The sequence below is a fragment of the Pseudomonas sp. LBUM1655 genome (genome assembly GCF_059716085.1).
Genome location: NZ_CP166801.1, coordinates 5,157,683 through 5,174,488 on the forward strand (window position 1 = coordinate 5,157,683; position 16,806 = coordinate 5,174,488).

General features: G+C 58.4%; 11 protein-coding genes. 4 read left to right on the top strand and 7 right to left on the bottom strand.

What is annotated here, in order from left to right; genetic code table 11:
• Positions 1-176 precede the first annotated feature (176 nt).
• Positions 177-1,217 (top strand): NADP(H)-dependent aldo-keto reductase, encoded by a 1,041-nt coding sequence (locus ACA074_RS23065; protein ID WP_497677874.1) that lies wholly within the window; start codon positions 177-179, stop codon positions 1,215-1,217.
• Between the two features lie 123 nt (positions 1,218-1,340).
• Here the strand turns inward: ACA074_RS23065 and ACA074_RS23070 are convergent, their stop codons facing one another.
• Entirely contained in the window at positions 1,341-2,477 is a 1,137-nt protein-coding gene (locus tag ACA074_RS23070; RefSeq protein ID WP_489878742.1) for an acyl-CoA dehydrogenase family protein, read from the bottom strand.
• 250 nt (positions 2,478-2,727) lie between these two features.
• On the opposite strand from ACA074_RS23070, the gene ACA074_RS23075 reads away from it, so the two are divergent.
• Positions 2,728-3,624, top strand: coding sequence for a GlxA family transcriptional regulator (locus ACA074_RS23075; RefSeq protein WP_401271744.1), 897 nt, complete (start codon positions 2,728-2,730; stop codon positions 3,622-3,624).
• Positions 3,625-3,801: 177 nt separating this feature from the next.
• Here the strand turns inward: ACA074_RS23075 and zapE are convergent, their stop codons facing one another.
• The 3 genes from zapE to ACA074_RS23090 form a co-directional block, all read right to left on the bottom strand.
• Positions 3,802-4,896 (bottom strand): cell division protein ZapE, encoded by a 1,095-nt coding sequence (zapE, locus tag ACA074_RS23080; RefSeq protein WP_497677875.1) that lies wholly within the window; start codon positions 4,894-4,896, stop codon positions 3,802-3,804.
• A gap of 90 nt (positions 4,897-4,986) precedes the next feature.
• Complete coding sequence (locus ACA074_RS23085) at positions 4,987-6,342, bottom strand: tryptophan--tRNA ligase (RefSeq protein WP_497677876.1); 1,356 nt, start codon at positions 6,340-6,342, stop codon at positions 4,987-4,989.
• A 24-nt stretch (positions 6,343-6,366) separates the two neighbouring features.
• Positions 6,367-6,996 carry an alpha/beta hydrolase gene (locus tag ACA074_RS23090; RefSeq protein WP_187678082.1) on the bottom strand — a complete coding sequence of 210 codons (630 nt, stop codon included), beginning with the start codon at positions 6,994-6,996 and terminating at the stop codon, positions 6,367-6,369.
• Between the two features lie 144 nt (positions 6,997-7,140).
• On the opposite strand from ACA074_RS23090, the gene ACA074_RS23095 reads away from it, so the two are divergent.
• Positions 7,141-7,575: a Z-ring associated ZapG family protein gene (locus ACA074_RS23095; RefSeq protein ID WP_187678015.1), complete on the top strand. Its 435-nt coding sequence runs from the start codon at positions 7,141-7,143 to the stop codon at positions 7,573-7,575.
• Positions 7,576-7,830: 255 nt separating this feature from the next.
• On the opposite strand, the gene ACA074_RS23100 is transcribed toward ACA074_RS23095, so the two are convergent.
• Both ACA074_RS23100 and ACA074_RS23105 read right to left on the bottom strand, forming a co-directional pair.
• Positions 7,831-8,562 (bottom strand): YiaD family glycine zipper/OmpA-like lipoprotein, encoded by a 732-nt coding sequence (locus ACA074_RS23100; RefSeq protein WP_497677877.1) that lies wholly within the window; start codon positions 8,560-8,562, stop codon positions 7,831-7,833.
• A 116-nt stretch (positions 8,563-8,678) separates the two neighbouring features.
• A complete protein-coding gene (locus ACA074_RS23105; RefSeq protein WP_497658080.1) occupies positions 8,679-9,323 on the bottom strand; it encodes an MBL fold metallo-hydrolase in 645 nt (214 codons plus the stop codon).
• Positions 9,324-9,527: 204 nt separating this feature from the next.
• Between ACA074_RS23105 and ACA074_RS23110 the strand changes: the two genes are divergently transcribed.
• Positions 9,528-13,925, top strand: a complete 4,398-nt coding sequence (locus ACA074_RS23110) for a M10 family metallopeptidase C-terminal domain-containing protein (RefSeq protein ID WP_497677878.1) — start codon at positions 9,528-9,530, stop codon at positions 13,923-13,925.
• A 107-nt stretch (positions 13,926-14,032) separates the two neighbouring features.
• Here the strand turns inward: ACA074_RS23110 and ACA074_RS23115 are convergent, their stop codons facing one another.
• Positions 14,033-16,768 (bottom strand): winged helix-turn-helix domain-containing protein, encoded by a 2,736-nt coding sequence (locus ACA074_RS23115; RefSeq protein WP_497677879.1) that lies wholly within the window; start codon positions 16,766-16,768, stop codon positions 14,033-14,035.
• Positions 16,769-16,806 lie beyond the last annotated feature (38 nt).

The following is a 16,806-nucleotide window of genomic DNA, read 5'->3' on the forward strand; positions in this document are numbered from 1 at the left end:
AGTCAAAGGCAGCCGGATACAGACGCTTTCGGGGGCTCGGGTCGGCGCGTCCGTTCAACGGCAAGATTCTTCGGCGGCGGCGCATCACTTCCACTGCAGAAAGAGGTCGGCAATTATGCAGATTGCGAAAAATAATTCAACCTGCTTTTATGATTGTTTTGCCCAAGGAGCACCCGATGGACTATCGCCAGCTAGGCCGTACCGACCTGAACGTGAGTGCAATCTGCCTCGGCACCATGACTTGGGGCGAGCAAAACACTGAAGCTGAAGCCTTCGCACAGATTGAACGGGCCAAAGAGGCCGGGATCAATTTCATCGACACCGCCGAGATGTACCCGGTGCCGCCGAAAGCCGAAACCTACGCCACCACCGAGCGCTACATCGGCAATTACTTCAAAAGTCGGGGTGATCGTGCCGACTGGATCCTGGCCAGCAAGATCGCCGGCCCGGGAAACACCATCGACTACATCCGCGACAAAAATCTGCGCCACAACCGCCAGCACATAACTGAAGCGGTGGATGCCAGCCTCAAACGCCTGCAAACCGATTACATCGATCTTTACCAGTTGCACTGGCCTGAGCGCAGCACCAATTTTTTCGGACAACTGGGCTACAAGCACAAGATCGAAGCCAACCTGACCCCGCTCGAAGACACCCTTGAAGCGCTCGACGAGCAGGTGAAGGCCGGCAAGATCCGCCACGTCGGTCTGTCCAACGAAACGCCGTGGGGCACCATGCGTTTCCTCGCTCTGGCCGATGCCCGTGGCTGGCCGCGCGCTGTGTCGATCCAGAACCCTTACAACCTGCTCAACCGCAGCTTCGAAGTCGGCCTGGCCGAAATCGCCATCCGCGAACAGTGCGGCCTGCTCGCCTATTCGCCGTTGGCGTTCGGCTTCCTGTCGGGCAAGTACGAAGGTGGCGCCCGCCCGCCAAAAGGTCGCCTGAGCCTCTACAGCCGCTTCAGCCGCTACTTCAATCCACAATCGGAAGCTGCCTGCAGCCGTTACGTCGCATTGGCCCGTGAACACGGTCTGGATCCGGCGCAAATGGCCCTGGCGTTCGTGACCCAGCAACCGTTCGTCACCAGCAACATCATGGGTGCAACCACTCTTGAGCAACTGGACAGCAACATTGCCAGTTTCGATCTGAAACTTTCCGATGAAGTGCTGGCAGGGATCGAGGCGATTCACAAGGATCATCCAAACCCTGCGCCATAAGTAAAAAAGAGTGATCATTCCCACCCAGCGTGTGGGAATGCATTCCTGACGCTCCGTGTCGCGCTCAAAGCGGAACGCGGAGCGTCCCCGGCGGCATTCCCACGCAGAGCTTGGGAACGCTCATCAAAGCGATCGCGCAATGATCTCCTTCATGATTTCATTCGTGCCGGCATAAATCCGTTGCACTCGCGCATCAGCCCAAGCCCGGGCCACCGGGTATTCCCACATGAAGCCGTAACCGCCATGTAACTGCACGCATTCGTCGAGTACCTTGCACTGCAGGTCCGTACCCCAATACTTGGCCATCGCCGCCGTCGGCACGTCGAGCTTGCCTTGCAGATGCAACTCCAGGCATCGGTCGACGAACACCCGACCGATCTGAATCTCGGTGGCCATCTCCGCCAGTTTGAAGCGGGTATTCTGGAAGTCGGCAATCGCCTTGCCGAACGCCTTGCGATCGCGGGTGTAATCGAGTGTCCATTGCAGCGCAGCTTCCGCCGAGGCCAGACCACCAATCGCCACGGTCAGACGCTCCTGCGGCAGTTCCTGCATCAAATAGGCAAACCCCGCCCCGGCCTGACCCAACAGGTTTTCTTTCGGCACGCGTACGTCCTGAAAGAACAATTCCGACGTGTCCTGGGCCTTCATTCCGACCTTCTCCAGGCGTTTGCCCTTGTCGAAACCCGGCGTGTTTGCTTCCACCAGAAACAGACTGGTGCCCTTCGCTCCAGCCTTCGGATCAGTCTTGGCGACGACGATCACCAAATCAGCCAGAAAGCCGTTGGTGATGAAGGTTTTCGAGCCGTTGATCACGTACTCATCGCCGTCCAGCACAGCAGTAGTCTTGACGCCTTGCAGGTCGGAACCGGCGCCCGGCTCGGTCATGGCAATCGCCGTGACCATCTCGCCCGAGACCAGTTTCGGCAGGTATTTGTGCTTCAGCGCTTCGCTGCCGTAATGCAGGATGTAAGGCGCCACGATGTCCGAATGCAGCGAGAAACCGATACCGGTCAGGCCTAGTCGACCGACCTCCTCGATCACTACGGTGCTGTAAAGAAAGTCCGCCCCCAACCCGCCGTATTCTTCCGGCAGATGCGAACACAGCATCCCTGCCTCCCCTGCCTTGTTCCACAGTTTGCGGTCGATATAGCCTTGTTTCTCCCATTGCGCATGAAACGGCACGGCCTCTTTTTCGAGGAAGGTTCGTACGCTGTCGCGGAACAATTCGTGCTCGGGGCTGAACAAGGTTCTGGGAATCATGCGGCACCTTTCTTTCTTGTTGGAGGGATATGACCTTCAGAGACTATGCCTCCCCTCCGATACAGGACACTGGACACATCCGACAAAAAATAAGACGATCCAGCCGTCTGGTGACCACTTTCCCTTATAAAAACAAAACAAAAGTTGAATTATGTCTAAGCAAGTCTCCACGCCCTTGCGGCGCGTCAGCATCCTGGCGATCGACCGGGTTTTCGCATCCACTCTCATGCAGGCCAAGGATTTTTTCCATCTGGCCAGCCTGCGTTACGGTAAACAACTGGGCCACGGCCTGACTCCGGCGTTCGAAACACGCCTGGTTAGCCCCGACGGCAAACCGGTGAACAGTTTCAGCGACGTGGTCATGCCGGTCGACGGCGGCCTGGAAAATGCCGACGTCATCATCCTTCCGGCGTTCTGGGACGATTTCGATACGCTCTGCAGCCGTTATCCACAGGTCCTGCCGTGGCTGCGCGAGCAACATGCTCGCGGCGCGGTATTGTGCGGCGAAGCCACCGGAGTGTTCTGGCTGGCCGAGGCCGGTCTGCTTAATGGCAAGGAAGCGACCACCTACTGGCGCTTCTTCAATGCGTTTGCCGAGCGTTTCCCACGAGTATTCCTCAATCAGGACAAACACCTGACCGACGCCGACAACCTCTACTGCGCCGGCGGCACCACATCGGCCTGCGACCTCTACATCTACTTGATAGAGCGCTTCTGCGGGGCCAACGTCGCACAGGCCGTGGCCCGCGACATCCTCTACGAAGTGCAGCGCAGTTATTCGCCGGGGCGCATCGGTTTTGGCGGACAGAAGCTGCATCAGGACGTGATCATCCTGCAGATCCAGCACTGGCTCGAAGAGCATTTTGCCGACAAGTTCCGTTTCGAAGACGTCGCCCGCGAACACGGCATGAGCATTCGCAATTTCATGCGCCGCTTCCAGACCGCCACGGGCGACAAACCGCTGCATTACCTGCAACGGCTGCGCATCGAGACGGCCAAGGGCTTGCTGTCGGGCAGTCGCAAGAGCATCAAGACCATCAGCTATGAAGTCGGATACGACGATGCGAGTTTCTTTGCGCGACTGTTCCGCCAGCACACCGAATTGTCACCGAACCAGTATCGGCAGCAGTTTCAGCAAGCGGCATAGATTCTCGTAACGACACAAATCCAATGTGGGAGCGAGCCTGCTCGCGAATTCGGTTTTACATTCAACAATACTGTTGGCTGACACACCGCTTTCGCGAGCAGGCTCGCTCCCACAGGGATCTTCAGCGCACAAAAAAGGGCCTGCAAATGCAGGCCCTTTTTCTTTGCCGAAATTCGTTTAAGGCTTGTGCGCCCGGGACAGGAATTCGTGCGATTGCATCTCCAGCAAACGGCTCAGCGTACGCTGGAACTCGAAGTTCAGACGTCCGCCGGTGTACAGATCCTTCAACTCGACTTCCGCAGAAATGATCAGCTTCACGTTGCGGTCGTAGAACTCGTCGACCATGTTGATGAAGCGACGAGCGATGTCGTCGGTGGTGACGCTCATCTGCTCGACACCGCTGAGCAGCACGGCGTGGAAGATCTTGCCCAGTTCGATGTAGTCGTTCTGGCTACGAGGGCCGTCGCACAGTTCGCGGAAGTCGAACCAGGCCACGTCGTCACAGGTACGCAGCGCGCGAATTTCACGGTTCTCGATGATCAACACATCGTTTTCCACCGCCGCCGTGCATTCCGGTGTCAGTGCCTTGAAGCTCTTGCGCAGGCTTTCGTGAGCGGCTTCGTCGAGCGGATAGTGAAACAACTCCGCCTGTTCGAGGTGACGCAGACGGTAGTCGACGCCGCTGTCGACGTTGACGATCTCGGTGTTCTGCTTGATCAGCGCGATGGCTGGCAGGAAGCGCGCACGTTGCAGGCCGTCCTTGTACAGGCCGTCCGGAACGATGTTCGAAGTCGCGACCAGGGTCACTCCGTTCCTGAACAGCTCTTCCATCAGCGTGCCGAGAATCATGGCGTCGGTGATGTCGGAAACGAAGAACTCATCGAAGCAGATAACCCGCGATTCCGCCGCAAAACGCTTGGCGATGAGGGTCAGCGGGTTTTTCTCGCCGCCGAGGGTTTTCATCTCTTCGTGCACACGCTTCATGAAGCGGTGGAAGTGCGTGCGGGTCTTTTCCTTGAACGGCAGCGCTTCGAAGAAGGTGTCGACCAGGTAAGTCTTGCCGCGACCCACGCCGCCCCAGAAATACAGACCCTTGACCGGCGTCTGATCCTTTTTGCCAAACAGTTTGCTCAACAGGCCGGGCTTGTTCTGATCGGCGGCGATCAGATCCTCGTACAGGCGCTGCAAATGACGCACAGCAGTTTCCTGCGCGGCGTCATGGAAGAAGTCCGGGCGTTTCAGATCAGCTTGGTATCGTTCTAGGGGCGTCATAATTCGTTAGCAAGGCAACAAAAACGGGCCGTCACTGTAGCGACGGCCCGTGGGAATGGCAATCAGCCCTTGGTCGGGCCGCGCCGCTGATTATTCCTGAACCGGTTTCAGCGCGATGCGCAGGGCCTCGATGGCCGCGTCCCGTGCTGCACTGTCGGCGAACGCCGGGCTGTCGCCGACACACTGGCCTTCCAGCCACACGCTGAAGCTCAGGTCTTCGCTGCGCACGTCCAGTGGTTGACCGGATTGCAATTGCTTGGTCACCTGCCCTGCCGCTTTGCCATCAGCGAAGTTGCGCGACAGCAGCAGTTGCTCGCCATCAGCCGCCAGCAGACGGAAGCGGAAACTGCCGTCGTCTTCACGGAAACTGACGAAACGCGCGGCTTTCACGGCTTTCTTCTTGGTGGTCGCAGCCACTTGAACTTGGTTGACGAACGAACGCAGACCAACCGCTTCACGCAACTCGTTGAGGAACGGCGTCGCCACGGCACGGGCCTTTTTGGCGCCGACCTGCAGGATGTCTTCCAGATCCGCCGGACGCTCGATCAATTGGTGATAACGCTCGCGAGACTCGCCGAGTTCGTTGTCGAGCAACTGGAACAGGCGATTCTTCGCCTCGCCCCAACCCAGACCGCCCAGCAGTTCGCTGCGGAATTCGTCCGACTGCGCCGGCGTCGAGAACGCCTGGAACAGGGTGAACAGGTGCGAGTTGTCCGGATCCTTGGCTTCGCCCGGCGCTTTCGAGTCAGTGACGATCCGTGAGATCGCGTCTTTCATCTCTTTGGCGCTGGAGAATAACGGGATGGTGTTGTCGTAGCTCTTCGACATCTTGCGACCGTCCAGGCCCGGCAACGTCGCCACGCTTTCTTCGATCAGCGCTTCGGGCATGGTGAAGAACTCTTTGCCCTGGCCGAACAGGTGGTTGAAGCGCTGGCCGATATCACGGGCCATTTCCACGTGCTGGATCTGATCGCGACCGACCGGCACCTTGTGCGCGTTGAACATCAGGATGTCCGCCGCCATCAGCACCGGGTAGCTATAGAGGCCCATGGTGATGCCGGCATCCGGGTCTTCGCCGGTCTCGACGTTTTTATCCACCGAAGCCTTGTAGGCGTGAGCGCGGTTGAGCAGGCCCTTGGCGGCGACGCAGGTCAGCAGCCAGGTCAGCTCGGGGATTTCCGGAATATCGGACTGGCGGTAGAAGGTCACGCGGTCGACATCCAGACCACCGGCCAGCCAGGTCGCGGCGATTTCCAGACGCGAGCGCTGAATGCGCAGCGGGTCATCGCATTTGATCAGGGCGTGGTAGTCGGCCAGGAAGTAGAACGAATCGGCATTGCTGTCGCGGCTGGCGAGGATCGCCGGGCGGATGGCGCCGGCGTAGTTGCCCAGGTGCGGCGTGCCGGTGGTGGTGATGCCGGTGAGGATGCGGGTACGGTTCGTCATGGGTAATCGCTTGTCAGACTGCAATCAATTCGAGAGACGCGGCAGGATCAGATCCTTGAGATCGGTCAACTTGCCATGAAAAAAGTGTCCGCATTCTGCCACTTTCAGCAGCTCATGGGGGCGCTGGAGTTTTTCAGACCATTGGTAAACCAGTTGCGGATCGATGACTTCATCGGTTTCCGGCTGGATCAGAGTCAACTCGCCGAGTTGCGGCAGTTGATCCTGTTCGCCCAGACGCATCACCGCCGGCGCGACCATGAACAGGTGCTTGAGCTGCACACCCTGGGCTTCAAGACGGCCGCCGAGACTTGCTGCAACAAATCCGCCGAAGGAGAAACCGAACAGGGTCAGCGGCAGATCCGGGTGTTTTTCCCGAAGCCAGGCAGCAACGGCTTGAGCGTCATCGACTTCGCCGGTACCCATGTCGTGTGCCCCTTCGCTGGCGCCGACGCCACGATAGTTAAAACGCAAGGTGATCAGGCCCGCGTCGCGCGCGGTGCGCTGCAGGGTCGAGACGACCTTGTTGAGCATGGTGCCGCCCTGCACCGGGTTCGGATGGCAGATCAGCGCGATGCCGCGCGGCTGCTCGTTGTCCAGGTACAGAGACTCAAGTTGACCCACCGGGCCGTCAATCACTACAGGGGTTTCACGCATCAGCAAGGAAGGAACTCCGTGACCTCGAATCGGGTCGACTCGTCTAGCAAATTGTCTGTGCCAATCTATTGCGAGTGAATCGCGGTATACAGCGCAGGTTCGAGCCGTTAACGTAAAGCAAAGCCGTTTATAGAGGAAGGACTCGTGGAACACTCGCTCTTAGTTTGGTTGTTACCGACTCTTGCCCTGGTTGTGGGTGTCGCCATTGGATTCCTGATCGCGCGCGTTGCGCCGAACGCCGCGCCGAGCCGTACGCAGCGTCAACTGGATGATATCCAGGAGCGTTTCGACAGTTATCAAAACGAGGTGGTCACTCACTTCAACAGCACCGCAATGCTGGTCAAGAAGCTGACCCAGAGCTATCAGGAAGTGCAGGATCATCTCGCCGAGGGCGCCAATCGTCTGGCCCTGGACGAGCAGACCCGCCAGCGCCTGATCGCCGCCCTGCACGCCGACGCGGCGGTGGCACCACGCGAACGCCTGACGCCCCCGCGCGATCAAGAGCCACCGCGCGACTACGCTCCGAAGACGCCGAACTCGCCGGGCATGCTTGATGAGCAATATGGTTTGAAGAAGTAATCAGTCTTCGCTGAAAACAAAAAGCCCCCGGACAATTCGGTTGTCCGGGGGCTTTTTTGTGCCTGCTCATTCGCGGACAACCTGACCTCCTGTAGGAGCTGTCGAGTGAAACGAGGCTGCGATCTTTTGATCCTGTTTTTAAAGATCAAGATCAAAAGATCGCAGCGTCCCGCAACTCCTACAGGGAGACCGCGTACAAAACACAAAAAAATGCCCGATCACCAGGATCGGGCATTTCTTCATTCAGACATTCATTTACGGATACTGCTGAACCGTACCCGGCTGCTGCTGACCACCATACTGCTGACCCGGAATCGCCTTGAGGTTGACCTCGACGCGTCGGTTCTGCGCCCGGCCATTGACGTCACCGTTGCTGGCAAGCGGATTATCCGGGCCGGCACCACGGGCCGACAGGTTGGCGCCACTGACACCTTGCGAGGTCAGGTAAGTCGCCACGCTCTGCGCACGACGTTGAGACAGGTCCATGTTGTGCTGGCGGCTGCCGGTGCTGTCGGTGTAGCCGACGATTTCGATCTGGTTCTGGCTGAATTCTTTCAACGAGCTGGCCAGGTTGTTCAGCGGCTGGTAGAAGCTCGACGCGATATTCGCCGAATCGGTAGCGAAAGTGATATTGCCCGGCATGATCAGCTTGATCTGATCGCCCTGACGCTGCACTTCAACGCCGGTGTTGGCCATGCTGGCGCGCAGTTTTTTCTCCTGCTGGTCGGCGTAGTAACCGTAACCGGCCGCCGAAGCACCGACCACGGCCGCACCGATCAAGGCACCCTTGCCACGGTTATCGTGACCGATAGCAGCGCCGGCCAGTGCACCGGCCAGAGCGCCGAGGCCACCGTATTTGGCAGTTTTGCTCATGCCTTGGGAGCCACCGTCGGCCTGACCCTGATTGTCATATGGGTTCGGCGAGGCGCAGCCAGACAGCACAGCTACGGCAGTAGCGACAATAATCAAACGACGCTTGGTGAACATGAAGAGCTCCTACGTTTCTGCATTCTGTGGTGCAGCGGCCGTTTGGCAATAAACCTCTGCGGGCGTTTGATCGTGACTATGCGCAAAAATTCCACCGGGCACTCGTGACAAAATATTTAGGCCCGTACAAACGGGTTCTCGCGCATTTCATCGCCCAGACGCGTGTCCGGACCATGCCCGGCAATTACCGTCGCGTCTTCATCCAGCGTATATAGCCGCTGCTTGATCGATCGCACGATGGTCGCCTGATCGCCGCCCCACAAATCCGTGCGCCCTACCCCGCGACGAAACAGCGTGTCGCCGGCAATCAACAGCTTAGCCTCGGAAAACCAAAAGCTCATGGAACCTGGCGTATGACCTGGCGTGTGCAGTGCCACGCCGCAGCCGCAAGCGAGTTCTTCATCATCGCTCAACCAGCGATCGGGCGATGGCACCGGCACGTAAGGCACGCCGAACATCTGGCATTGCATCTCGAGGTTGTCCCAGAGGAACTGATCTTCTTTGTGCAGATGCAGCGTTGCGCCGGTTTTTTCTTTCATCTGGCCGGACGCGAGGAAATGATCGAGATGGGCGTGGGTGTGGATGATGCTGACGACCTTGAGGCCCAGCGCGTCGAGGCGCGCCATGATCAGATCGGGGTTGCCGCCCGGGTCGACGACGATGGCCTTTTTTGTGATCGGGTCGCCGATGATGGTGCAGTTGCACTGGAGCGGGCCGACGGGGAAGGTTTCGCGGATGAGCGCAGGGATTGAGGCAGACATGGAAGGATCCTGGACAGACGGCATTGGCATTCGCTTCAGGATTCTACTGCACATGCCGATACAGAACGCCAGGTCAGTTATTTGACGCCACCAATCAGAAAATAGTGGCTCAATGATGTCAAATGTACAAATTCTGGTGCAAAATCACCAACTCTGTAGCGGCCACATTTCAGGAAGGGCCGCAGCCCATTCAGGAATTGAGCAATGCCACGCCCGACCGAATACACCGAAAGCCAGCTTGTTTCACTGACCGGTATCAAGTACCTCGACAGCCTTATATCCGGGACCAAATGGGCGGATGACGGGATGGGCGTCAGCCTGACGTACAGCTTCATCAGATCGAGCGGGTCCTATTTCGCCACCAATTACAGCCCAGCCAATGAATATAACGCGGCGTACACATTAACCTCTGCGCAGCAGACGGCTGCCATCAGTGCCTTGAACGCCTGGAGCGCGGTGGCCGACATCACCTTCCGCCAGTCCAATGACAACATAGTCAATGTCGGCGACATCCGATTTGGTGGCTACTTGCTGCTGGACGCTGATGCCGCAGCCTGGGCCTATACCCCGGCCGACACGCCGAATGCCGGCGACATCTGGATCGGGCCTAACACCAGTGATCCATCGCCGGTCAAAGGCACTTACGATTACATGACGTTTGTCCATGAAATCGGCCATTCGCTGGGGCTGAAACACCCGTTCTCGCCGACCGCCCGGAATGCGACCACGATCGATCCAGTAATGGATGACATCACGCAGACGGTCATGAGTTACAACAACTCATACTCTTATCACCCGACTACACCGATGCTCCTCGATATTCTGGCAATCCAGAATCTCTACGGTGCCAACACCCATTGGATGACGGGTAACAACACCTACTCCTGGTCGGCGGATCAATCGGTGTTTGAAACCATCTGGGATGCCGGCGGTGTCGACTCGATCGACGCCAGCAACCAAGCCACAGCGGTGCGCATCAATCTCAACGAAGGCGCCTACAGCAAGATCGGCAAAGTCTTCACCGACCCCGATGGCGCAGACTTCAACGAAGGGCTAGCGATTGCTTTTGGCGCAAAGATCGAAAACGCAATCGGTTCAAGTTTCGATGACACGCTGATCGGCAACGCACTGGATAACCTGCTCAATGGTATGGCCGGGGCTGACACCATGACCGGCGGCGCCGGCAACGACACCTACATCGTCGACGACGTCGGTGACGTGGTGGTTGAAACCGGTACTTCGCTCTCGGAAGTCGACAGCGTTTTCTCCTACATCAATTACACGCTGGGCGATAACGTCGAGAACCTGACCCTGGCGGGCGTCGCCAACCTGACCGCAACCGGCAACGCGCTGAACAACGTACTCACCGGCAATACCGGCGATAACGTTCTGGACGGTGGCTTGGGCGCCGACACCATGATCGGCGGTGCCGGCAACGATACCTACATAGTCGACAACGTCGGCGACGTTGTCATTGAAACCCGAGCCCTGTACACCGAGATCGACACTGTTCGCGCCTCAATCAGCTACACCCTTGGCGCCAATGTGGAAGACCTCATTCTCACCGGCAACGCCGACATCAGTGCTATAGGCAACTCGCTGAACAATATTCTGATCGGCAACGACGGCAACAACCAACTCAATGGCGGTGCCGGCGTTGACATGATGATCGGCGGCAAGGGCAACGATGCCTATGCACTGGACCAGGGAGCCGAACTTGGCCTGATCCAGGAAAACGCCAACGAGGGTAATGACACGCTGATTACACTCTTCAACGCCAGCGCGCAATACAACACCATCGACCTTAATCTGAGCAACCTGCAAAATATTGAAAACGTCACTGTGATTGGCGCCGGCGCATTCACTGTGGCGGGCAACAGTCTGAACAACGTCCTGATCGGCAACGCCGATGCCAACTTTATCAACGGTGGCCTGGGCGCCGACATCATGAACGGCGGTGGCGGTAACGACACCTACATCGTCGACAATATCGGCGACGTGATTATCGAGACCGGCACCTCGCTGTCGGAAATCGACACCGTTTATTCCTACCTAGACTACACGCTGGGTGCCAACCTCGAGAACTTGAACCTGGCCGGTGCAGCGAATCTGAACGCCACCGGTAACGCGTTGAACAACGCGATCTATGGCAACGCCGGCAACAACCTGATCGACGGCGGTCTGGGTGCCGACTACATGGCAGGTGGCTTCGGGGCCGATACCTATATCGTCGACAACGTCGGTGACGTGATCTTCGAAGACTGGGATCTGGTCGGCGTGGTCGACACCGTTCTTGCTTCGGTCAGCTATACCCTGAGCGCCAACCTGGAGAACATCGTTCTCACGGGTACCGGCAACATCAATGCGATCGGCAACGCACAACGCAACGTACTGACCGGCAACGATGGCGATAACCAGCTCAATGGCGGTGCCGGCATCGATACCATGATTGGCGGCAAGGGCAACGATGGTTATGCCCTGGACGAGTTCGGCGAGTTGGCGTTGATTCAGGAAAATGCCAACGAAGGCAACGACACGCTGATCACGCTGTTCAATGCCACAGACCTGAACAACAGCATCGACTTGAACAGGAACAATCTGCTGAACGTCGAAAACCTGACCGTGGTTGGCGCAGGTGCGTTTACGCTGGCGGGCAACGATCTGAACAACGTTCTGATCGGCAATGCCGACGCCAACTTCATCAACGGCGGTAAAGGCGCAGATCTGATGCAGGGCGGTGGCGGTAATGACACATACATCGTCGACAACGCCTTCGACGTGATCGTTGAAACCGATGCATCGCCATCGCAGATCGACTCGGTCTACTCGTACGTCAGTTACACGCTGAGCGCCAACGTCGAGAACCTCACGCTGGTCGGGACGCAAGACCTGAACGGTATTGGCAACGATTCGAACAACGTCATCTATGGTAACGACGGCAACAACCAGATCAACGGTGGTGCCGGCGTCGACACCATGATCGGCGGCAAAGGCAACGATGGTTACGCCCTCGACCAGTTTGCCGAACTGGCCCTTATCCAGGAAAACGCCAATGAAGGCAACGACACACTCATCACCCTCTTCAACGCCACAGCCGTCAACAGCACCATCGACCTGAACCTGAGTAATCTGCAGAACGTCGAGAACGTCACAGTGATTGGCGCCGGTGCATTCACCCTGGCCGGCAACAGCCTGAACAACATTCTGACCGGCAACGCCGACGCCAACTTCATCAATGGTGGTCTGGGTGCCGACACCATGACCGGCGGCGCTGGCAACGACACTTACATCGTCGACAACGTTGGTGACGTGGTGATCGAGACCGGTACCTCGCTCTCGGAAATCGACACGGTCTACTCCTACATCAGTTACACACTCGGCAACAATGTCGAGAACCTGACCCTGGCGGGCGGCGCCAACCTGAACGCCAACGGTAATGCGCTGAACAACGTGATCTACGGCAATACCGGCGACAACCTAATTGATGGGGGCCTGGGTGCCGACTTCATGGCCGGTGGCACGGGCAACGATACCTACATCGTCGACAACGCCGGCGACGTGATCAGTGAAACCAGCACGCTGGCCAGCGAAATCGACACCGTCCGAGCGTCGGTCAGCTACAGCCTGAGCGCCAACCTGGAAAATCTCGTCCTCACCGGTACCGCTGACATCTATGCCATCGGTAACGATCAGAACAACGTCCTGACCGGTAACGATGGCAACAACCAGCTCAATGGCGGCGCCGGCATCGACACTATGATCGGCGGCAAGGGGGATGATGGCTACGCCCTTGATCAGTTCGCCGAACTGGGACTGATCCAGGAAAACGCCAACGAAGGTAACGACACGCTGATCACGCTCTTCAATGCTACGACACTGAACAACACCATTGACCTCAATCTGAGCAACCTGCAGAACTTCGAAAACGTAACGGTTATGGGTGCAGGTGCGTTCACCCTGGCCGGCAACAGCCTGGACAACGTCCTGACCGGCAACGCCGATGCCAACTTCATCAACGGTGGCAAGGGCGCCGACACCCTGATCGGTGGTGGCGGCAACGACACCTACATCGTCGACAACGTCGGTGACAAAGTGATCGAGACCGGCACCTCGCTGTCGGAAATCGACACGGTCTACTCCTATGTCGACTACACCCTGGGCGCCAACGTTGAAATCCTCAACCTTGTCGGATCAGCGATCAAGGGCACCGGCAACGCTCTGAACAATGCCATCTACGGTAACGCCGGCGACAACATTCTGGATGGTGGCGCGGGTGCGGACACACTGACCGGCGGCGCAGGGGCCGATACCTTCGTCTTCAGTTCGCGCAGTGATATGGGGCTGGGTGCCAACCGTGATGTCATCACTGACTTCAACAGCCTGCAAGGCGACAAGATCGATCTGACGAAATTCGATGCCAACCTGCTGCAAGGCGGCATGGATGGTTTCACTTTCATCGGCGCCAATGACTTCACCGGTGCCGGTCAATTGCGTTTCGTCGATCACGTGCTGTCGGGCAACGTCACTGGCAATGCCGGCGCGGACTTTGAAATCCAACTGGTCGGTGTGAACAGCTTCAGCACCAACGATCTGGTGGCCTGACGCTCAACGCACACGCATGACCCGGTCTGCAGGATGGACCGGGAACCACAAAACAAGCGCCCCGACTGGTTCGGGGCGTTTGTTTTTCGGGCGTGCTGCGGGTTCGTTCAACTCAGTACGCCGAGCTCCTTGGCGCGCGCCACGGCCTGCGTACGCCGCTCAACTCCCAGTTTGCTGTTGATATGGCTGGCGTGGGTTTTCACCGTGTGCAGCGAAATAAACAGTTGCTCGCTGATTTCCTGATTCGAACACCCCTGAGCAATCAACCGCAGGACTGCGAGCTCTCGACTGCTCAACTGCTCTGTTGCTGAACACTCAACGGTGGGGCGTACCTCGGTCACAGGAAAATGCTCCAGCAATTGTTGTCCGACCGGATGTTGCGAGATCAGCATCAGTTGTCCGCGCAACCAGTGAGGATGTTGCTTGAACAAGCCATCAAAAGGTTGCAGCACGCCGCCATGGGCAGCCTCCAGTGCCTGAACCAGCACCTTGCGGGATTCCGGCTCACGCCCACCCACCAGCAGCAACGCCACCTTCTGCGTCAACGCCATCACACTGAGCAACTGCCGCCCCGTTCGCTGACCGTTTTCATGCAACACATTCAACCGCCCTTCGGCAATCATCGGTTGCCCTTGAGTCATGTCGAGCAGCGCCTGTTGCAGCTCAACATGTAACGGCAACTGAGGATGAAATTCCGGTGGCGCCGCTGCACGTTCGCCCGTGTAGGTCTGGCCAAGCCGCGCCAGCCAAGCCTCGGCCAGATCGGTACGACCCTGCGCCAGCCACAGTTCGCATTTGACCAGGGTGATCATCGCCAGATAGTAAATCGGCGGCACGTCCCAGATGTGCATCAGGCGTTCGGCTTCGGCGAGTTCGGCGAAGGCCTTGGCAAACTCGCCGCTAGCACCGTCCAGGCGGGCGATCACGCAATGACCGATCAATACGCTGATATCGCGACAGGCTCGCGCTTCGCCAATCCCCGCCAGCAAGCGCACACGTGCGGCCTGCGGCTGCAAGCGCATCGCCAGTAGAAAACCTTCGTACAGCGTCAGCCGCGCGCGCACCGCATACAACCGTTGCGGCGACAGGCCGCGCAAGCGCTCAAGGCCCTGATGCACTTCATCCAGTGAGCGCAGGATTTCGCCGCGCGCCTGCAAGACGCGGGCACGGTCGTAGTGCGCCAATGCTTCGAACAAGGGATTGCCGACGCGTTGCGCCAGCTCAAGGGATTCGCGGTTCAGCCCGCGAGCGCGCCACAGATCACCGTCGGCAATCGCCAGATTGGACAAGGTCGACAAACACATCAATCGCTGGCCATAACGCTTGGCCGGCAGACTCTCAAGAGCTTCTGAGCAATACCTGAGTGTCAGTTCCCGATGGCCTCGGCCACGGGCAATGATGCCGCTCAGCGCCAGCCATTGCGCCAGCATCGACCTTTGCGCCGTGGCGGACGGCGCCGGCAGGAAACGGCTCAAGTGACTGGACAACTCTTCAGCTGCGTCGAGCTGGCAGGCCAGCCCCAGCGCCCAGCTGTACAAAACGATCAGTCGCGGCGTGCTGATCAGCAGGCTGTCAGGCAAGTCCATTTTCCAGCGCAGCAGCATGCCGACGTTTTGCTCGGCCAGCAGCTGTTCTTCGGAGAGGTTCTGTACCAGATTCGCCGCTACATCAAGGTGACCCGCGCGCAAGGCTTGCTCCACTGCCTCGTCGAGCAAGCCCTGGGCATTGAACCAGCGACAGGCGCGCAAATGCAGGGTGGCGGTCGGCACCATCGCCTGGGCAATCGGCCGGCTGCGCAACAAATCAGAAAACAGATGGTGATAGCGATACCAGTGCCCGTGTTCGTCCAGCGGCACCAGAAACACCTGATGCGCCAAAAGGAAACGCAAAATTTCGGCACTGTCGTGAGCTTCGCGCACGGCGTCGCACAATTCGCTGCAAAAGCGTTCTTGCGGTGCAGTGTCGTAGAGAAACGCCTGCACTTCGGTGGGCAGGCAATCGATGACCTCTTCAAGCAGGTAGTCGCGGATCAGCCCTTCCCCGCCGTTCAGCGCTTGCGGTAATGCCGCGTCGCTGCCGGCCTCGGACACAGCCAGCAGCCAGAAGCGCAGCCCGGCGACCCAGCCTTCGCTGCGCTGAATGAGGTTTTCCAGGGCCTCGCCGCGCAAAGACGTGCTGTGGCGATCGAGTAGCGTCAGGGCTTCATCGTGGGTCAGGCGCAGATCCTGCTCATGCAATTCGAGCAATTGCCGCGAAAGACGTAAACGCGCCAGATGCCAGTCCGGGCGCTGCCGACTGGTGACCATCACCAGCAAGCCATCGGGCAAATGATTGAGAAAAAATTGCAGGCAGCGGTCAAGCACCGGCCCTTGGGCGAGATGGTAATCGTCGAGCACCAGCAGCAACGGGGTTGCCGTATCGAGGTGCAGCGTCAGCTCATCGAGCAGACCGTCGAGCCATTCTTCGAAAGCAAAGGGTTGATGGCGTTGACGCATCTTCAGCAGGCCGAGTGCGCGACTGCCCAGTTGCGGAAAGTAGTCCTGCAGACCTTCAAGCAAGCGCTCGAAAAAGCGTCCGGGGTCGCTGTCGCGCGGGCTCAAACCCAGCCAGAGACTTTGCCAGTGTGCCGGCAGACTCTGGCAGAACTCCACCGCCAGCGAACTCTTGCCGAACCCGGCCGGGGCGCTGACCAGCAACAGTCGTCCACCGAGCCCGGCTTGCAGGCGCTCGCAAAGGCGGGGTCGCAGCACGTATCCGTCGGGTAATGGCGGGCGAAAAAAACGCCCGTCCAGTGCCGCGACGGCAACGCTTGCGGGACCCGGAAGTGGGGACAGATCAGTCATGGCCGGCTCTTGTTCGAATTGCTGTTGGCGGCGTTGCA